A 17,138-nucleotide genomic window follows, 5' to 3' on the forward strand; every position below is an offset into this window, starting at 1 on the left:
GTTAATGGGACGCTCTGACCGGGAGGACCACCGCCGAGGAAAGATCGCAGGGAGGTGACCCATGCGCGTCGGCCTCGTCTGCGCGCACGCCAGTTCCTACCGCCACGCCGACGGCCCACCGGTCGGCACCCGACAGCACACCGCGCGGGTCGCCGCCGAGCTGGCCGAGCGAGGCCATGACGTCCGGCTCTACGTGCGCCGGGACGACCCGACGTTGCCGCCGACGATGAACGTCGACGGCTACCAGGTGCACCAGGTGCCCGCCGGCCCGCCCACCCCACTGCCCACCGCCGAGCTGATCCCGTACGTGACGGAGGTCGGCCGTTGGCTGGCCGACGACTGGTCGGGTGCCTGGCGGCCCGAGGTGGTGCACGGGCACTACTGGGTCGGTGGTCTGGCCGCCGCGCACGCCGTTCGGGAGACCGACATCCCGGTGGTGCAGACGTTCCACTCGCTCGGCATCGAGCAACTGCGTCACCTGGGCGGCCACTACGACGGGCCGGGCCAGCGGATCACGCTGGAGCGCGCGTTGACCCGGGCGGTCGACATCGCCGTGGCCCAGTCCAACGACGAGGTAGACGAGCTCACCCGGATGGGTCTGCAACGTAGTTCGGTCGCGTTGGTGCCGGCCGGCGTCGACATCGACCTGTTCCACCCCGACGGCGAGGCCGCACCGCGCGAACAGCGACCCCGCATCCTCTCGGTGGGCTCGCTCGCCGCCGGGCACGGCCAGGAGGACCTGATCCGGGCGATGCGGCTGGTCGGTGACGCCGAGCTGGTGATCGCCGGTGGGCCACCGGTCGACCAGTTGACCAACCACGCCGAGGCGCGACGACTGCGTGAGCTCGCCGAACAGCTCGGCGTCGTCGACCAGGTACGGCTCGTCGGGGCGGTGCCGCACGACCAGATGGCCACCTGGTACCGGTCGGCGGACGTGGTCGCCTGCACGCCGCACTACTCCTCGGCCGGGCGGGTCTCACTGGAGGCGATGGCCTGCGGGGTGCCGGTGATCGGCTACGCGATGGGCGGCCTGGCGGACGCCGTCGTCGACGAGGTCACCGGCCGTCTGGTGCCCCCCGGTGACGTACGGACACTCGGGGTGTCGCTACGCCGGCTGCTCGCCGACAACGCCGGTCGGTTCGCGTACGGGCACGCCGCCGTGGACCGGGTGCGCAGCAGCTACACCTGGGAGCGGACCGCCGGTGCGTTGGAGCGTCTCTACGAGCGGGTGGTGAGTCGCCGCAAGCCGGTCGAGGCCTGATCGGATGGTGCTGCGGCACCTCTTCAGTGGTGCGGTGCCGGATGGTCAGCCCGGCCGGCCGGCACCGACCATGGCGCGGTCCCGACGGCGTGCCACCGAGCGGTGCTGCTGCGGTTCGGCGTACCGGGTCAGGCCGATCACCGCGGCCAGGGTGACCAGGAAACCGACAGCGGCCAGCCACTCCCGCCCCGGCCAGATCTTGTCGTTGAGCAGCAGCAGGCCGACGATCGCGGCCGGCACCGCGCCGGCGGCGTCCATCGCGGCGACCGCGGCGGTCGTCGAGCCGCGCTGCATGGCCAGGCCGAGCAGCAGCTGACCCACTATCGAGTGGGCGATCAGCAGGTAGAACAACGGGTCGGCGAGGAACGCCTCAGCGGACGGCGCGGACGCCAGTGGCCGGGCGGCGACCGCGGCCGAGCTGAACGCCAGCCCGGCCAGTGAACCGAGGGCCACCGAACCCGGCGCCCCGTGCAGCCGCACGGCGAAGAAACCGAGCACAGCGATCACACCGAGCGCCACCAGCAGGGCGATCGAGCCGGCGGTGCCGAGCTGCTTCGACGGCGCCGGCCGGGCGGACAGCACCAGCCCGGTTATCCCCGCGAAGAGCAGCGCCAGCAGCACCACCTCCGCCGCCGGCAGTCGCCACTTCAGCACCAGCACCCCGAGGATGGCGGTCACCCCGAGCCCGGCGGCCACGCTGGCCTGCACGAGGAACAGCGGCAGGTCCCGCCGGGCCAGGAAGGCGAGCACGAAACCGCCGATCTGACAGCCGAGGCCGACCAGGTACGTCCGGTGCCCGGCGAGGCGCAGCAGCAGGCCCGGATCGAAGGTGTGGTGGACGGTGGTGCGGGCCGCCGCCACCGACTGGAGCAGGTTGGCGAAGCCGTACGCGACGATCATCGCCGCGAGAAAACACCAACCGGAGGAGACCACCTGGCGAGGATAGAGGTTGCCGGGGGTCAGCGCTCGGCTGGTCGATTGAGGCGGGTGAGGATGTCGGCGTGCAGCACACCGTTGGTGGCCACCACGCTGCTGTCGGTGCCCGGAGCGCCGGCGGGGGCCGGTTGTCCGGTCAGATCCGTGACCGTGCCACCCGCCTCGGTGACGATCGGCACCAGCGCCGCCACGTCCCACAGCGACAGTTCCGGCTCGACCATCACGTCGAGTGCCCCCTCGGCCAGCAGCATGTAACCGTAGAAGTCGCCGTACGCCCGGTTGCGCCAACTGTCCCGCATCAGGTCGAGCACCGCGTCGAGCCGCCCGGCGCTCTCCCACCCGTTCAGCGACGAGTAACAGAAGCTGGCATCGGGGATCCCACGCACCGCGGACACGCCGATCCGCTCGCCGGCCGCGGGGCCCGGCCCGGCGAACGCGCCCGCGCCCGCGCTGGCCCACCAGCGTCGTCCGAGCGCCGGTGCGGACACCACGCCGACCGCCGGCCGGTCGCCGTCGTAGAGCGCGATCAGGGTCGCCCAGATCGGCACGCCACGGACGAAGTTCTTGGTGCCGTCGATCGGGTCGATGATCCACCGGCGGCCGTTCGGGTCGGCGGACGGCTGCGCGCCGTACTCCTCACCGAGCAGCCCGTCGGCCGGCCGGTGCTCGGTGAGCAGGGCGCGGATCTCCCGCTCCACGGCCGTGTCCGCGTCGGAGACCGGGGTCAGGTCGGGTTTCGCCTCGACGCGCAGGTCGAGCGCGCGAAACCGGGCCGTGGCGATGGCGTCGGCCCGGTCGGCGAGCAGGTGGGCGAGGGCGAGGTCATCGGCGTACCCGGTCATGCCGGCAACCTAGCCCACGCCCGTCGGGTCACTCGTCGGGGCCGCGCCGGTCACCCTCGCCAGGGCCGCGCTGGTCGCTGTCGCCGCGCGAGTCACCCTCGCCGGCCCGTGAGGCGAGCAACCGACGGTACGAGGCCAGCCGTCGCGGATCGGCCTTACCGGCGGCCACCCACGCGTCCAACCCACACTCGGCCTCGTCAGCTGTGTGCGGGCAGTTCGGCGGGCAGTCGACGGTGCCCTCGACGAGGTCCGGAAAGCCGTGCAGCAGGCTGTCGGCCGAGACGTGCGCCAACCCGAAGCTGCGGATCCCGGGGGTGTCGATGATCCAGCCCGGGTCGGTGTCGACGCCGGGCACCGGTGGCAGCCGCAGCGCCACCGCGCTGGTCGAGGTGTGCCGGCCCCGGCCTATCGCGCTGACCACCCCGACCGCGCGCAGCGCGTCCGGAACGAGGCGGTTGACCAGCGTCGACTTGCCCACCCCGGAGTGCCCGACCAACACCGACACCTTGCCGCTGAGCAGCGAGCGGAGCGCGTCGAGGTCGGAGTCGGGGCGGTTGAGCACGTACGGCAGCTCCAGCTCGGTGTAGTAGCCGAGCACCTCCTCCGGCCCGGCCAGGTCGGCCTTCGTGAGGCAGAGCAGCGGCTCGACGTCCGCGTCGTACGCCGCCACCAGGCAGCGGTCGATGAACCCGGTGCGCGGCGGTGGGTCGGCCAACGCGCTGACGATCACCAACTGGTCGGCGTTGGCCACCACCACCCGTTCCAGCCGACCCTCGGCGGTGGTCTCGTCGTCGTCGGCGGTGCGGCGCAGCACCGAGCGACGCTCGGCGATCCGGACGATGCGGGCGAGCGCGCCCTCCGCCCCGGACGTGTCGCCGACCAGGCTGACCCGGTCACCGACCACCACCGACTTGCGGCCCAGCTCGCGGGCCCGCATCGCGGTGACAGTGGGCAGCTCGGCGCCGACCACGCCGCGCTCGGCCCCGGAGAGCACGCAGGTGTAGCGCCCACGGTCGACGGCGATGACGAACCCGTCGACAGCGTCGGCGTGCTGCGGGCGGGTGCGCGTACGCGGGCGCGACGACTTCCCGGGCCGGACCCGCACGTCGTCCTCGTCGTACTCCCGCCGTTTGGTCGCCAGGACCTGTCCTCTTCTCGCGTCAGCTCTTGCCGGTCACCATCGCTGACCATAGTGCCGGGAACTCGGGCATGGTCTTCGAGGTACACCCCACGTCGTCCAACTCGATGCCCGGAACGGCGAGCCCGGCCACTGCGGCGGCGTGCGCCATCCGGTGGTCGTGGTAGGTGCGGAAGACCCCGCCGCGCAGCGGCCGGGGCCGGATCTCCAGCCCGTCCGGTGCTTCGGTGACGTCCGCCCCGAGCGCGGTGAACTCGCGCGTGAGCGCGGTCAGCCGGTCGGTCTCGTGGCCACGGATGTGCCCGACGCCGGTGAAGACCGACGGCGAGTCGGCCAGCATGGCCAGTGCGGTCAGCGCCGGGGTCAGCTCACTGACGTCGGAGAGGTCGGCGGTCAGGCCGTGCACCACGCCGGTGCCCCGGACGGTCAGCCCGTTTGTGGAGAGGGTGACCTCGCCGCCCATCTGTTGCAGCAGCGAGCGGAGTTGCTCGACCGGCTGCGCGCTGCTGTGCGGCCAACCCTGCAGGGTGACCTCGCCGCCGGTGACCAGGGCGGCGGCGAAGAACGGCACAGCGCCGGAGAGGTCCGGTTCGATCTCCCAGCCGCGGCCGGTGAGCGGGCCGGGCTCGACGGTCCACACGTCGGGGGTGCTGTCGTCGACGGCCGCGCCGGCGGCCCGCAGCATCCGCACCGTCATCCGCAGGTGCGGCGCGGAGGGCACCGGGGGGCCGACGTGGCGCACCACGACGCCCCGGTCGAAGCGCGGGGCGGCCAGCAACAACGCGGAGACGAACTGGCTGGACACGGACGCGTCGATCACCACCTCGCCGCCGGTGACCCCACCGGTGCCGAACACTGTCAGCGGCAGGCTGCCGGTGCCGGTGACGTCGATCCGGACACCCAGCGAGCGCAGTGCGCCGACCAGCGGGCCGAGCGGCCGGGTGCGAACGTAGGGGTCGCCGTCGAAGGTGACCGGCCCGTCGGCCAGCCCGGCCACCGGCGGCACGAACCGCATCACGGTGCCGGCCAGGCCCACGTCGACGTGGGCGGGGCCGACCAGCGGGTGCGGCCGGACCAGCCAGCGCTCGTCGTCGCTGATCGACACGTGCGCGCCCATCGCGCGCAGGCCGGCGGCCATCAACTCGGTGTCGCGGGCGCGCAGTGGCCGGGCCAGCGTCGACGGGCCGGCGGCCAACGCGCTGAGCACCAGGGCCCGGGCGGTCATCGATTTGGAACCGGGCAGGCGCAGCGTCGCCGCCACCGGGTCGGATGCGGTCGGTGCGGTCCACGGCTGCGGCGGCCGGGTCGCGGTCAGGTTGCCCACGGTTACATTCTGCCGTGTCGGCGGGAGGGCGACTGCGCCCGGCGTTCGTACTCCCGGTTGGCGGGACAGCCGGCAGGGCCTCCGACGCGTTAGCGTGTGCCCCATGTGCGGCAGGTACGCGACGACCCGGAGCTCCGGCGAGCTGAGCGCGCTGTTCGAGTCGTCCGACGACTCCGACGGCCTGGTCCGAGCGGATCACAACGTCGCGCCGACCGACCCGGTGCCGTTGGTCCGGGTCAGTCCGGAGGGGCACCGCAGCCTCTGTGTCGGCCGCTGGGGGCTGCTGCCGCACTGGTCCCGGTCCGCCTCGGGCGCCGCCCGCATGATCAACGCGCGGGCGGAGACGGTGGCCACCAGCCGGGCGTACGCCGGCTCATTCTCCCGTCGCCGCTGCCTGGTCCCGGCCGACGGCTGGTACGAGTGGGTCCGGCTGCCCGACGGCGGACGACAGCCGTACTTCATGACCCCCCGGGACGGCTCGGTGCTCGCGTTGGCCGGCATCTGGTCGGTCTGGGAGTCCGCCGCCGAGACCCGGCTCACGTTCAGCGTGCTGACCACCGCGGCGCTCGGCGACCTGGCCGAGGTGCACGACCGGATGCCGGTGCTGCTGCCACCCGAGCGTTGGTCGTCGTGGCTTGCGCCGACCGACGAGCCGGAGCGGCTGCTCGTCCCGGCGTCGGCGGAGCAGTTGGCGGGGTTGGAGATCCGCCCGGTAGGTGCGGCGGTGGGGGACGTCCGCAACGACGGGCCGCAGCTGACCGCCCGGGTGGCGGTGGCGCCGACTGTGACTCCCCAGGAGCTGACCCTCTTCTGACGCTGCGTGCATTGTCGGCCGCCGATTTGCCAGGGTTCCGCGCGATTCGTCTCCTGGCTGTTCAGTCAGGTTCCCGGCAGACCCTTGTCCCGGTGTTGTGAAGTGCGATAGAACACAGCGCCGGTAGTGGCAGTCGATCCGCACGGGGCGGACGACGTCCACAGCTCTTGCCGGTCCCACGGGGGAGGTGGGTGGATGACACGGGCACGTATGCCGCGCCCGCACGAGGTGGCGGCGGCGCGGCGAGATCCGCGACTGCTGCGGGCCGTGCGGGAACGGCGCCAGGACGACGCCTGGCGCACCAGAGGAACCTGCCAGAGCGTCGATCCGGAGACGTTCTTTCCGGCACCGAACGAGCCGGCGGACGCCGCCGTCGCGCTGTGCCGCAGTTGTGACGTACAGGGATCCTGCCTGGCCTGGGCCCTCGACGTCGGTGACTGCCACGGCGTGTGGGGCGGCACCACACCGCGGGAGCGACGGGCGATGCTGGTCGCCTGGCGTGGCGAGGTCGAGCCCGACCCGGACGCCATCGACGACGCCGGCCCGCCGGTGCGCGATCGCCTGCTCGCCCTGGTCCCGCTGAGCTGATCGGCGGCCCGGTTCGCACCCGTCGCCCGTCCGGCGGCGCAGAATAGGCCGGTGCCACCCAGCTACGAGATCGACACCCGGCGCGGTCCGGCGCGGCTCGACACCGACCTGCCGGTCCGTCCGGCCACCGCCCTGCTCGTCCTCGGGCACGGTGCGGGCGGCAGCGTCGACGCGCCCGACCTGCTCGCGGTCCGGGACGCGTCGGTCGCGGCCGGCCTGGCGGTTGTCCGGGTGACCCAGCCCTACCGGGTCGCCGGTCGACGCGCGCCGGCGCCGGCGGGTCACCTCGACGAGGCCTGGGCGGCGGTGCTCGCCGTGCTGCGTGAGCGGCACGCCGACGTGCCGACAGTGGTGGTCGGTGGGCGTTCCAGTGGTGCACGGGTGGCCTGCCGGACGGCGCGTGCGGTGGGCGCGGCGGGCGTCGTCGCACTGGCCTTTCCGCTGCACCCGCCCGGCCGGCCGGAACGCTCGCGGGCCGCCGAACTGGGCACCGGCCTCCCGACGTTGGTCGTCAACGGCGACCGCGACCCGTTCGGGACGCCGGAGCCGGGGCCGGGCGTGCAGGTGGTGAGCCGTCCCGGTGAGACGCACGATCTGCGCCGCGATCCGGCCGGCACCGCCGCCGCCGTGCGCGACTGGCTGTCCGCCCAGGGCTGGGCGGCGGCCGACTGACCCGTCGCGGCCGGCTCGCCGGGGCGACCGTTTCCGGCGCCGGGCACTGGTCGTTGCATCCGATGGTGCCGCCGGCCCGATCGGGGCCGGTGACACCAGTCCTCCCAGGCCCTTCCTGGTCCCAGCGCCGGCCGCCGTCGGGGCCGGGACCAGGAACGGGAGGGACGGCCGGAATGCCCCAGTGGTCATCTCGCGTTACTACCCCCGGACGACTTTTCTGCGAGGGGGGTGACCGGTGCCAACCGAGACACGAAGCCTGGAACGGGACGAGCGGGACGCCCGGCAGCTGAAGCGGCTGCTGGATGGCCCGGAGTGGCCCGCGACGGCGGGACCGGGCGGGGTGGGTGCGGTGAGCACGGGCACACCGGCCGGAAGTGAATCTGCGGGCAGGTCCGTGCGCGTATCCTCGGCGGGAAAGCATCCGACGCGAGGGGATGTGCGGTTGACCACCGAGAAGACGGACGAGCGCAGGGCCCGATTCGAGCGGGACGCGATGCCATTCGTCGATCAGCTCTACGCTGCTGGGCTGCGGATGACACGCAACCCGGCGGATGCCGAGGACCTGGTCCAGGAGACGTACCTGAAGGCGTACGCGGCCTTCCACCAGTTCGAGCAGGGCACGAACCTGAAGGCCTGGCTCTACCGGATCCTGACCAACACCTACATCAACTCCTACCGCAAGCGGCAGCGCCAGCCGATCCAGGCGCCCACCGAAGAGATCACCGACTGGCAGCTCGCCGAGGCCGAGTCGCACACCTCCAGCGGGTTGCGCTCCGCCGAGACGGAGGCACTGGACCGGCTGCCGGACAGTGACGTCAAGGAGGCCCTCCAGCAGTTGCCGGAGGAGTTCCGCCTGGCCGTCTACCTCACCGATGTCGAGGGCTTCTCCTACAAGGAGGTCGCGGACATCATGGGCACGCCGATCGGCACCGTGATGTCGCGTCTGCACCGGGGCCGTCGTAATCTGCGCAAGCTGCTCGAGCGCTACGCGGGGGAGCGGGGCTTCAGCGCTGCCCGCTCGGCGAAGGGCTCGACCGCCGCTGCCGGCCGGGAGGTGTGACGTGAGCTGTGGGGAGCCGCACGAGACGGACTGCCGCGAGGTGCTCGCGGAGGTTTACCTCTACCTGGATCTGGAGTGCGCCGACGAGCGCCGCTCGCTGATCCGGCACCACCTGGACGAGTGCGGGCCCTGCCTGCGCGAGTACGGGCTGGAGCAGGAGGTGCGGGCGCTGGTGGCGCGTTGCTGTGGCAACGAGACCGCGCCGGACGAGCTGCGCGAGCGGCTGCGGGTCAAGCTCACGGAGCTGGTGGTCTTCGAGACCAGCGACTCCCGTGAGCTGGCCGACTGAGCGTCTGAGCTGGCCGACGGAGCGTCGGCACGAGCTGGCAAGACCGGTGGCCCGGGTCGATGTCGACCCGGGCCACCGGTGTACCCGGCCTCGGCCGGGTCGAGCTGAGCGGCGACGGGCAACCGGCCCGTCGACCCGTTCAGGAGTTGGGACGCTTGCCGTGGTTCGCGGCGTTCTTCTTACGAGCCTTCTTCTTGCGGGACTTCTTCGCCATGCTGACCTCCTCGTGATGGGTCGGATCCGTCCTGCGCACGACCTCGGCGCGGATGCGGCCACCGGCGGTCCGGCGTCGGGTCCGACCCGCTGATGGTAGTGCGGTCGACACCCGCCGCCTTCCCCAGGGCGGGCCTGCCATCCCGGCTGTGCCGCTGCGCGCCCACCACCGGTCGACGCATGATTGGATACATCGGCAGGCACGTCGCGAAGAGGGAGGGCCTGGACATGGCCGAGGAGATCCGCGCCGAGATGGTGGCCAACGTCTGGAAGGTCGTCGCCACGGCGGGTGACACGGTGGCCGAGGGTGACACCCTGGTGATTCTCGAGTCGATGAAGATGGAGATCCCGGTCATCGCCGAGTCCGACGGTGTGCTCCAGCAGCTTGTCGTCAACGAGGGCGACGTCGTGCAGGACGGTGACCTGATCGCGGTGATCGCTTGACCGGGTTGCGGGTCCGTTCGGCCGAGCCGGCCGACTTCCCGGCGGTGGCCCGGCTGACAGTGGCCGCGTACGAGGCAGATGGCCAGCTCAAGGGCGAGCACGGGTACGGCGAGGTGTTGGCCGACGTGTCGACCCGAGCCGCCAGCGGCGAGGTGCTGGTCGCTGTCGACGAGGTGACCGGGGCGGTGCTCGGCTCGGTCACGTTCGTGCTGCCGGGCACCCCGTTCGCCGAGTTGTCCGGGCCCGGCGAGGCGGAGTTCCGGATGCTCGCTGTCGACCCGGGCGCTCAGGGGCGGGGGGTCGGTGCCGTGTTGGTCGAGGCGTGTGTCGACAGGGCGACCGAGTTGGGTTGCACGGCGGTGGTGATCTGCGTCCGGGCCGGGATGGCCGATCCGGCGCACCGGCTCTACTCGCGGCGCGGGTTCGTCCGTTCGCCCGAGAAGGACTGGTCACCGGCGCCGGGCGTGGACCTACTCGGCCTGCGGCTGGAGCTCACGCGCGGCTGAGCCGCCGACCGACGAGCCCGGGTCAGGCGTCGGGCTGCGTGCCGATGGCGGCCAGCAGCTCGTCGGCGACCTCCAGGGCGAGCTTGCGGCGTTCGTCGTCGCTGATGTGCGGCGCGCGGACCGCGAACCAGCTGGTGTGCACCGCGAAGATTGACAGCGCGGCGCGCAGTTGGGCGGCGGGGGAGTTGTCGCCCCGGCAGAGCGCGTCGGCCAGCTCCAACATCCGACCGCGCATCTTCTGCCCCGAGGAGAGGCTCTTGAGCGCTGTCTGGTTCTGCTCGAAGAAACGCATCACCGACGGCTGAGTGCCGTCGAACATGGTGTCGGCGTACCGGGAGATCAGCTCGCGCCGGGTGGCCAGGGTCGCGGGCTGGGTGGCGGCCCAGGCGATCAGTGCGTCCATCCCCTCCAGCCGGTCTTCGACGAAGCTGGCGACGATGTCGTCCTTGCTCTTGAAGTGGTAGTAGAGCGCGGCCTTGGTCACGTTGAGGCGCTCGGCGATTTCCCGGAGCGAGGTCTTCTCGTACCCCTGCTCGGTGAAGAGTTCGAGCGCGACGGCCTTGATCCGTTCCCGCGTTCCGCCGCCTGTGCTCTCGCTCACGCACGCCCTCCAAATGGCTTGACCGTTGCTCGTACCCAACTTACCGTGCGGCTAGTAAGGTGACTAGCCGGGCGGCAAGTAAGTACGGCAATCTTCGGGGGGAGCTTACCCATGACTCAGGCAACCCAGGCCGGCACACGACCCAACAACATCCGGGTCGTGCTGTTCGGGCTGATGATCGCGATGATGCTCGCGATGCTCGACAATATGATCGTCAGCACCGCGTTACCGCGGATCGTCGGCGAGTTCGGCGGGCTCAACCACTTCACCTGGGTGGTCACCGCGTACGTCCTGGGCACCACCGTCTCGACCCCGATCTGGGGCAAGCTCGGTGACCTCTACGGCCGCAAGTCGGTCTTCCTGACCTCGGTCGTCGTCTTCCTGGTCGGCTCCGCCCTCTGTGGCATGGCCGGCTCCGGGATGCTCGGCGGCCCAGAGGACGGCATGGTCCAGCTCATCGCCTTCCGGGCCGTGCAGGGCCTCGGCGCCGGCGGCCTCATGGTGGGCGTGATGGCGATCATCGGTGACCTGGTCCCGCCCCGCGAGCGCGGGCGCTACCAGGGCATGATCGCTGGCATCATGGCCATCGCCATGGTCGCCGGCCCGCTGGCCGGTGGCTTCATCACCGACCACCTCTCCTGGCGCTGGGCGTTCTACGTGAACCTGCCGCTGGGCGGTGTCGCGCTGCTCGTGCTGATCACCACCATGCACCTGCCGAAGTACCGCACCGAGCACCGGATCGACTGGCTCGGCGCCGGGCTGCTCTCGGTCGGCATCACCGCGATCGTGCTCATCACCACCTGGGGTGGCAACGAGTACGACTGGACGTCGGCGCAGATCCTCGGCCTGGCCGTGCTGGCCGTCGTCGCGTTGGTGGCGTTCGGCCTGGTGGAACGCCGGGTCCAGGAACCGATCCTGCCGCTGGCGCTCTTCGCCAACCGCAACTTCGCGCTGATCTCGGTGGTCGGCTTCCTGCTCGGCTTCGCGATGTTCGGCGCGATGAACTTCCTGCCGCTCTACCAGCAGACCGTGCAGGGGGCGTCGGCGACGAACAGTGGTCTGCTGTTGCTGCCGCTGATGTTCGGCATGCTCGTCGTCTCGCTGGTCATCGGCCGGGCGATCACCCGCAACGGCAGGTACCGGGCGTACCCGATCATCGGTGGCGTGGTGATGACCGCGGGCATGGCGCTGCTGTCCATGCTCGACACCGACACCAGCAAGCTGATGTCCTCGATCTACATGGTCGTGCTCGGTGTCGGCATGGGCTTCCTCATGCAGACGTCGATGCTGATCGCGCAGAACAGCGTGGAGCAGAAGGACCTGGGCGCCGCCAGCGGCGCGGCCACCTTCTTCCGGTCGATCGGCGGCTCGTTCGGCATCTCGCTGTTCGGCGCGATCTTCGCCAACCGGCTGGCCAGCTCGGAGGGCGGTCGGGCCTTCGGTGGCGGCGAGGCCGGCGCCGGGATGGACCTGGAGAAGCTCAAGGAACTGCCCGCCCAGGCGCGCGAGGCGGTGCTCGGCGGTCTCTCCGACGCCATCTCGCACGTCTTCCTCTGGGCGGTGCTGTTCACCATCGTGATCCCGGTGCTCGCCTGGTTCATCAAGGAGATCCCGCTGCGCACCGCGAACGAGGCACCGCCGCAGGCCACCCCGGAGGAGGACGCCGAGGTCGCCCTCGGCAAGGCCCCGGTCGCCTGACCCCACAGCGACACAGCGCCGCGTCGACCGTCACGGTCGGCGCGGCGCTCCCCTGCTCAGCCGTTGCCAGAGTCGGCGCAGGGGGTTGCGGGGGCGGGGAAGTCGGGGGGAGTGGGTGGCCAGCAGTTCGGTGGCCAGTGCCGCCGTCGCCGGATCCAACTGCGGGGCGGCGAGTGCCAGATGGGCCAGCGAAGCGGCGATCGGGACCGGTCGGCTCCGCGCCACGGCTGCCGCGTCGGCCAGCCGCTCCGCCACCACCCGGGCCACGTCGGGCCGCACCGACGGGTCCACCCAGGCGGCGGTGACCAGGGCGAACAGCGCCGCCTCGGTGACCCAGTCCTCGACGCCCCAGATCAGATCGAGCAGCACCCGGCGTCGGGTCGAGCCCTCCCACGGCTCGTCGGTGCGATGGTGCAGCAGCCCCAGACAGGCCCACACCTGCACCCCACGGACCCAGACCGACGGATCGTGGGCGGCCAGCAGCCGACCCACCGCGTTGGCCGGCGCCGCCGGTGGGTGGACCAGCAGGCCGAGCAGGTCGCCCAGGTCGAGGCCGGCCAGGCCCACCGCCGCGTCGTACGCCGCCGGTGGGTGCGCCCACGCCGGGTGGGCGATCTGCCCGATCCGTTCGACAGCAGTCGCCGAGGGCGCCGCCACCGCGGGCGTGGGGACCGCGTCCGCGTAGTGCCACAACCGCTGAGCGGACTCCCGCCGGGGCTCGCGCGGGTCGGGCTCCGGCGTGCCGACGACCTCGATCCGCAGCCCGGGGGCGGTGGAGATCGCCGTGCCGACCGCGCTCGGCGGGGCGGCGGCGGGTAGGCGTACGGCACCGCCGAGACCGTTGTCGTCATCGGCCACCGCCTGACGCATCGCGTCGACGAGGGGCCCGCCGGCCGGGGTGAGTTGGCCGAGCCAGGGCCTGCCTCGGCAGCACTGGGCCAGGTCGCCGTGCTCGTGGCTGTCGTCCGGGTGGTCCCGCACGAAATCGGCGAGCGCGACCAGGTGGGCGAGGTCACCGTCGCGCAGGTGCCGCAGGCGGTGGGCGGTGTGTACCGCGCAGTCGAACGACGGATCGCGCGCCAGCGCCCGCTCGGTCCACTCCAACGCCTCGTCCAGCCGGCCGATCTCGGCCAGCGTGCCGGCGATGTCCGCGTAGATCGCCAGGTCGTCGGGGTCCAGCTCGACGGCCCGACCGAGGGCCGCCAGGCCGTCACGGGTCCGGCCCGAGCTGCGGTACGCGTACCCGAGCCACACCTCGCCCATCTTCGAGGGCTGTGCGCGTACCCCTCGGGTAGCCCAGCGGACCGCCAGCTCGACCTCGCCGAGGCGCCGGGCCAGCGCGGACGCCGCGCCCAGCAGCAGGCCGTGGTCGGGGTGCACGGTGGCCGCGTTGCGGGCGAGCGTGAGGTACGGGGTCAGCGGGGCCCGGCCGATCCGCGGCACCGGGTCGGGCAGCGCGGCGCAGACCTGCATGAGGACGCGGGCGATGTGCTCCGGGTCCAGTCGTTCGGCCAGCTCGGGCGCGGTGACCCAGGGCACGCCGGCCCACTCGGTGCCGGGGGAGTACGACGTCGCGGCGGCCAGCAGCTCCAGGCCTTCGGCGGGGCGGCCGGCGGTGGCGAGGAGGTGGGCGCGGGCGACCACCGCACCGACGAAGGTGTGGTGGTTGATCGGGAAGAGGTCGAGGCCGCCGCCGCCCGTCGCGGCGAGCCGGGCCAGCGTCTCGTGCACCTCGGGGAGGGTGGGTGCCCGGGCCAACGCGCCGGCGAGGTGGCCTGCGGCGTGGTGCAGGTCGCCCTCGTCGAGTGCCAGCCGGGCCAGCGCCAGCTCCTCCGTCGCGGAGAGCGCGGGATCGTCCGTTCCCTCGGGCACGTCGTCCTCTCGTGGCAGGTAGACCGGGTACAGCGGGTAAAGCTTAGTTGATATTGAGATCAACTGGTGATCACCTGCGCAGTCCTGCTCGTTCGATTGCTGAGATACGCTCAAAAGTGCAAGACTGAGCAAGAATCGCGCGGCAACCGCGCAGGGGGAGGGGTTTCCGTGACACGTGCAGGGGCCGGAATGGCCGCCGACATCGAGGAGCAGCCGGCCGGCTACGCGCGCCTGCTCTCCGCTGCCAACGCCGCCGAGATCGCCCGGGTGGCGGCGGTCATCGCCGAACGTCGGCCACGGCACGTGGTCTTCACCGCGCGAGGCACCTCCGATCACGCGGCCCTCTACGGGGCCTACCTGACCGAGATCCGGCTCGGCCTGCCCGCCGGGCTCGCCTCGCCCAGCGTCGTCACCCTGTTCGGTGCCCGCCCCGACCTGTCCGACGCGCTGGTCGTCGGGGTCAGCCAGAGCGGCGGCTCGCCCGACCTGGCCGAGGTGCTGCGCGCCGCCCGCGCCTCCGGGGCGCTGACCCTCGCGGTGACGAACGCCCCCGACTCGCCGCTGGTCGACGTGGCCGAGTTGAGCGTCGACATCGCCGCCGGGCACGAGCGGGCGGTCGCCGCCACCAAGACGTACACCGCCGAACTGCTCGCCCTGCTGATGCTGGTGGAGGGGATCCGGGCCGGCGACGGCGTGCTCCCGAAGGCCGAACGGGAGGCGCTCGACGCCCTGCCCGAGCTGGCCGCCCGGACCCTGACCGACGGCACCCCGGCCCAGCTCGCCCCGCGCTACCGGTTCGCCCGTCAGCTGGTCACCACCGGCCGGGGGTACGCCTACCCGACCGCCCGGGAGGCCGCGCTGAAGCTGATGGAGACCTCGTACCTGCCGGCGCTCGCCTTCTCCGGCGCCGACCTGCTGCACGGCCCGCTCGCGATGACCGACCCGGAGGTTCCGGTGCTCGCCGTTGTCGGCTCCGGCCCCGGTGGCCGGTCGATGGGTGAGGTGCTGCCCCGCCTCGGCGAACGCCGCGCCGACGTGGTGGTGGTCGGCTCCGCCGACGTGCCGGGCGCCACCCGGCTGGCCGTTCCCGAGGTCGACGAGCGGTACGCCCCGCTGTTGGACATCCTGCCGATGCAGCGGTTGGCGCTGGCCCTGGCGCTCACCCGGGGCGAGGACCCGGACGCGCCGCGCGGGTTGAAGAAGGTCACCGCGACGATGTGAGGCGCGGCGTGGCACCCTGGTCACCGTGTCCACGCTGCGCGACCTCGCCGAGGAGCACACCCATCTCCGTCCGGCCGACATCGACCACCTGCACCGGATCGCCGGCGACTGGCAACTGCTCTCCGATCTGTCCTTCGCCGACCTGCTGCTCTGGGTTCCGGTCGACGCCGAGGGCACGTTCCTCTGCGTTGCCCAGGTCCGTCCGACCACCGCGCCGACCGCGTACCAGGACGACCAGGTGGGCCGGATCGTGGGCGGGCCGGAGGTGGCCCATCTGGGGGTGGCGTACTCCCAGGGTCGGATCTGGCGCGAGGGCGACCCGGTCTGGTACGGCGACGTGCCGGCCCGGCACGAGGCGATCCCGGTCCGGCTGCGTACCGCCGAGGGGGAGGCCGGCGAGGTGATCGCCGTGGTGGGGCGGGACACCAACCTCTCCACCGCGCGTACGCCCAGCCAGCTGGAGCTCAACTACCTCACCACCGCCGACGACCTGGCGCAGATGATCGCGGACGGCACCTTCCCGCCGCCGAGGCATCCGGGCGAGACCACCTCGGCCCCCCGGGTCGGTGACGGCCTGGTCCGGCTCGACGCCGGCGGGAAGGTCACCTACGCCAGCCCGAACGCGCAGTCCGCGTACCGCCGGCTGGGCTACGCCTCGCACCTGGTGGGGGAGGACCTGGCCGCGCTGCACCGCCGGCTGGCCGGTGATCCGCTGGACGGCACCGAGGCCTCGAACGGGATCCTGGCGGCGCTGCGCGGTGAGGCGCCGCCCCGCCGGGAGATCGACGCACGAGGTGCCACGATGCTCACCCGGGCGCTGCCGCTGATGCCGGCCGGGGTGCCGATCGGAGCGCTGGTGCTGGTCCGGGACATCACCGAGGTCCGCCGCCGGGACCGGGCGCTGATCACCAAGGACGCCACCATTCGGGAGATCCACCACCGGGTGAAGAACAACCTCCAGACCGTCGCCGCGCTGCTGCGGTTGCAGGCCCGCCGGGTGTCCATGCCGGAGGCCCGGGTCGCGCTGGAGGAATCCGTCCGTCGGGTCGCCTCGATCGCCCTGGTGCACGAGACGCTCTCCATGTCCAGTGACGAGGCGGTGGAGTTCGACGGCATCGTCGACCGGGTGGCCAGCGCGGCGACCGAGGTCGCGGCGACCGAGGTGAGCGTCGGCATGCGGCGGCGCGGCAGCTTCGGCGTACTGCCGGCGGAGATCGCCACCTCGCTGGTGATGGTCCTCAACGAGTTGCTGCTCAACGCCGTCGAGCACGGCTTCCCGCCAGCCGACGAGGCGGAAGAGGTTCCCGTACCCGCGGCCTCCGGCATGGTGCCGGTCGCCGCTCCCGAGGTCGACCCGTCGCTGCGACCCGAGGTGGTGGTCTCGGCACACCGGTTCCGCAAGATGCTGCACGTCTCGGTGACCGACAACGGGCGTGGCCTCCCCCCGGACTTCGACGCCGAACGCGGCAGCCGGCTCGGCCTCCAGATCGTCCGAGCCCTGATCACCGGGGAGCTGCGCGGCACCATCGAACTGCGCGCCGGCGCCAACGGTGGCACCGAGGCAGTGTTGGTCGTCCCGCTGGCCCGCAACGCCCACGACGGCCGCTCGCAGCCCTGAGCCGCCGCCCTGCTTCCGGCTCCCGCTCGGGCGGGTCCGCG

18 protein-coding genes are annotated in these 17,138 nt (G+C 72.5%); 11 read left to right on the top strand and 7 right to left on the bottom strand.

Going from position 1 to position 17,138, the window contains the following annotated elements; translation table 11 throughout:
• Positions 1 to 61 precede the first annotated feature (61 nt).
• A complete protein-coding gene (locus OH804_RS33115; RefSeq protein WP_406061576.1) occupies positions 62 to 1,261 on the top strand; it encodes a glycosyltransferase in 1,200 nt (399 codons plus the stop codon).
• A 45-nt stretch (positions 1,262 to 1,306) separates the two neighbouring features.
• Here the strand turns inward: OH804_RS33115 and OH804_RS33120 are convergent, their stop codons facing one another.
• Genes OH804_RS33120 through aroA form a run of 4 tightly spaced genes read right to left on the bottom strand, consistent with a single transcriptional unit; the run spans position 1,307 to position 5,501 of the window.
• Positions 1,307 to 2,161: a hypothetical protein gene (locus tag OH804_RS33120; protein ID WP_406066762.1), complete on the bottom strand. Its 855-nt coding sequence runs from the start codon at positions 2,159 to 2,161 to the stop codon at positions 1,307 to 1,309.
• A 59-nt stretch (positions 2,162 to 2,220) separates the two neighbouring features.
• Positions 2,221 to 3,039, bottom strand: a complete 819-nt coding sequence (gene hisN / locus OH804_RS33125; protein ID WP_196919607.1) for a histidinol-phosphatase — start codon at positions 3,037 to 3,039, stop codon at positions 2,221 to 2,223.
• 28 nt (positions 3,040 to 3,067) lie between these two features.
• Positions 3,068 to 4,144, bottom strand: a complete 1,077-nt coding sequence (gene rsgA, locus OH804_RS33130) for a ribosome small subunit-dependent GTPase A (RefSeq protein WP_196919606.1) — start codon at positions 4,142 to 4,144, stop codon at positions 3,068 to 3,070.
• 55 nt (positions 4,145 to 4,199) lie between these two features.
• Entirely contained in the window at positions 4,200 to 5,501 is a 1,302-nt protein-coding gene (aroA, locus tag OH804_RS33135; protein WP_196919605.1) for a 3-phosphoshikimate 1-carboxyvinyltransferase, read from the bottom strand.
• A 103-nt stretch (positions 5,502 to 5,604) separates the two neighbouring features.
• On the opposite strand from aroA, the gene OH804_RS33140 reads away from it, so the two are divergent.
• The 5 genes from OH804_RS33140 to rsrA all read left to right on the top strand — a co-directional run bounded on the left by OH804_RS33140 (position 5,605) and on the right by rsrA (position 8,924).
• Positions 5,605 to 6,315 carry an SOS response-associated peptidase gene (locus OH804_RS33140; RefSeq protein ID WP_196919604.1) on the top strand — a complete coding sequence of 237 codons (711 nt, stop codon included), beginning with the start codon at positions 5,605 to 5,607 and terminating at the stop codon, positions 6,313 to 6,315.
• A 195-nt stretch (positions 6,316 to 6,510) separates the two neighbouring features.
• Positions 6,511 to 6,903: a WhiB family transcriptional regulator gene (locus OH804_RS33145; protein ID WP_091406097.1), complete on the top strand. Its 393-nt coding sequence runs from the start codon at positions 6,511 to 6,513 to the stop codon at positions 6,901 to 6,903.
• A 51-nt stretch (positions 6,904 to 6,954) separates the two neighbouring features.
• The gene (locus OH804_RS33150) at positions 6,955 to 7,575 is read left to right on the top strand and encodes an alpha/beta family hydrolase (protein ID WP_406061579.1); all 621 of its coding nucleotides are present in this window, start codon (positions 6,955 to 6,957) and stop codon (positions 7,573 to 7,575) included.
• Between the two features lie 235 nt (positions 7,576 to 7,810).
• Positions 7,811 to 8,635, top strand: a complete 825-nt coding sequence (locus OH804_RS33155; protein ID WP_112583674.1) for a sigma-70 family RNA polymerase sigma factor — start codon at positions 7,811 to 7,813, stop codon at positions 8,633 to 8,635.
• Position 8,636: 1 nt separating this feature from the next.
• Positions 8,637 to 8,924: a mycothiol system anti-sigma-R factor gene (gene rsrA, locus OH804_RS33160; RefSeq protein WP_030336658.1), complete on the top strand. Its 288-nt coding sequence runs from the start codon at positions 8,637 to 8,639 to the stop codon at positions 8,922 to 8,924.
• 139 nt (positions 8,925 to 9,063) lie between these two features.
• Here the strand turns inward: rsrA and OH804_RS33165 are convergent, their stop codons facing one another.
• The gene (locus OH804_RS33165) at positions 9,064 to 9,249 is read right to left on the bottom strand and encodes a 50S ribosomal protein bL37 (RefSeq protein WP_112624378.1); all 186 of its coding nucleotides are present in this window, start codon (positions 9,247 to 9,249) and stop codon (positions 9,064 to 9,066) included.
• 110 nt (positions 9,250 to 9,359) lie between these two features.
• Between OH804_RS33165 and OH804_RS33170 the strand changes: the two genes are divergently transcribed.
• Complete coding sequence (locus tag OH804_RS33170; protein ID WP_196924632.1) at positions 9,360 to 9,581, top strand: biotin/lipoyl-binding carrier protein; 222 nt, start codon at positions 9,360 to 9,362, stop codon at positions 9,579 to 9,581.
• Positions 9,578 to 10,087, top strand: a complete 510-nt coding sequence (locus OH804_RS33175; RefSeq protein WP_406061583.1) for a GNAT family N-acetyltransferase — start codon at positions 9,578 to 9,580, stop codon at positions 10,085 to 10,087. Before OH804_RS33170 ends, OH804_RS33175 begins: the two co-directional genes overlap by 4 nt.
• A gap of 22 nt (positions 10,088 to 10,109) precedes the next feature.
• Here the strand turns inward: OH804_RS33175 and OH804_RS33180 are convergent, their stop codons facing one another.
• Positions 10,110 to 10,688, bottom strand: a complete 579-nt coding sequence (locus OH804_RS33180; RefSeq protein WP_196919601.1) for a TetR/AcrR family transcriptional regulator — start codon at positions 10,686 to 10,688, stop codon at positions 10,110 to 10,112.
• Between the two features lie 111 nt (positions 10,689 to 10,799).
• On the opposite strand from OH804_RS33180, the gene OH804_RS33185 reads away from it, so the two are divergent.
• Entirely contained in the window at positions 10,800 to 12,386 is a 1,587-nt protein-coding gene (locus OH804_RS33185) for an MDR family MFS transporter (protein WP_196919600.1), read from the top strand.
• A gap of 30 nt (positions 12,387 to 12,416) precedes the next feature.
• Here OH804_RS33185 and OH804_RS33190 read toward each other — a convergent pair whose 3' ends face one another.
• A complete protein-coding gene (locus tag OH804_RS33190; protein WP_406061586.1) occupies positions 12,417 to 14,258 on the bottom strand; it encodes a tetratricopeptide repeat protein in 1,842 nt (613 codons plus the stop codon).
• A gap of 189 nt (positions 14,259 to 14,447) precedes the next feature.
• Here OH804_RS33190 and OH804_RS33195 point away from each other — a divergent pair, with 189 nt between their 5' ends.
• Positions 14,448 to 15,479 (top strand): SIS domain-containing protein, encoded by a 1,032-nt coding sequence (locus tag OH804_RS33195; RefSeq protein ID WP_406066764.1) that lies wholly within the window; start codon positions 14,448 to 14,450, stop codon positions 15,477 to 15,479.
• A gap of 25 nt (positions 15,480 to 15,504) precedes the next feature.
• A complete protein-coding gene (locus tag OH804_RS33200; protein WP_196919599.1) occupies positions 15,505 to 17,097 on the top strand; it encodes a PAS domain-containing sensor histidine kinase in 1,593 nt (530 codons plus the stop codon).
• The last annotated feature ends 41 nt before the right edge of the window (positions 17,098 to 17,138 follow it).

Origin of the sequence: Micromonospora sp. NBC_00860, assembly GCF_045207375.1 — a bacterium.
Classification (GTDB): domain Bacteria; phylum Actinomycetota; class Actinomycetes; order Mycobacteriales; family Micromonosporaceae; genus Micromonospora; species Micromonospora vinacea.

Excerpts from the sequence above, each read along its gene's own strand:
- OH804_RS33115 (WP_406061576.1), top strand. The coding sequence starts at position 62 with ATGCGCGTCGGCCTCGTCTGCGCGCACGCCAGTTCCTACCGCCACGCC.
- OH804_RS33120 (WP_406066762.1), bottom strand. The coding sequence starts at position 2,161 with ATGATCGTCGCGTACGGCTTCGCCAACCTGCTCCAGTCGGTGGCGGCG.
- hisN (WP_196919607.1), bottom strand. The coding sequence starts at position 3,039 with ATGACCGGGTACGCCGATGACCTCGCCCTCGCCCACCTGCTCGCCGAC.
- OH804_RS33140 (WP_196919604.1), top strand. The coding sequence starts at position 5,605 with ATGTGCGGCAGGTACGCGACGACCCGGAGCTCCGGCGAGCTGAGCGCG.
- OH804_RS33145 (WP_091406097.1), top strand. The coding sequence starts at position 6,511 with ATGACACGGGCACGTATGCCGCGCCCGCACGAGGTGGCGGCGGCGCGG.
- OH804_RS33185 (WP_196919600.1), top strand. The coding sequence starts at position 10,800 with ATGACTCAGGCAACCCAGGCCGGCACACGACCCAACAACATCCGGGTC.
- OH804_RS33195 (WP_406066764.1), top strand. The coding sequence starts at position 14,448 with ATGGCCGCCGACATCGAGGAGCAGCCGGCCGGCTACGCGCGCCTGCTC.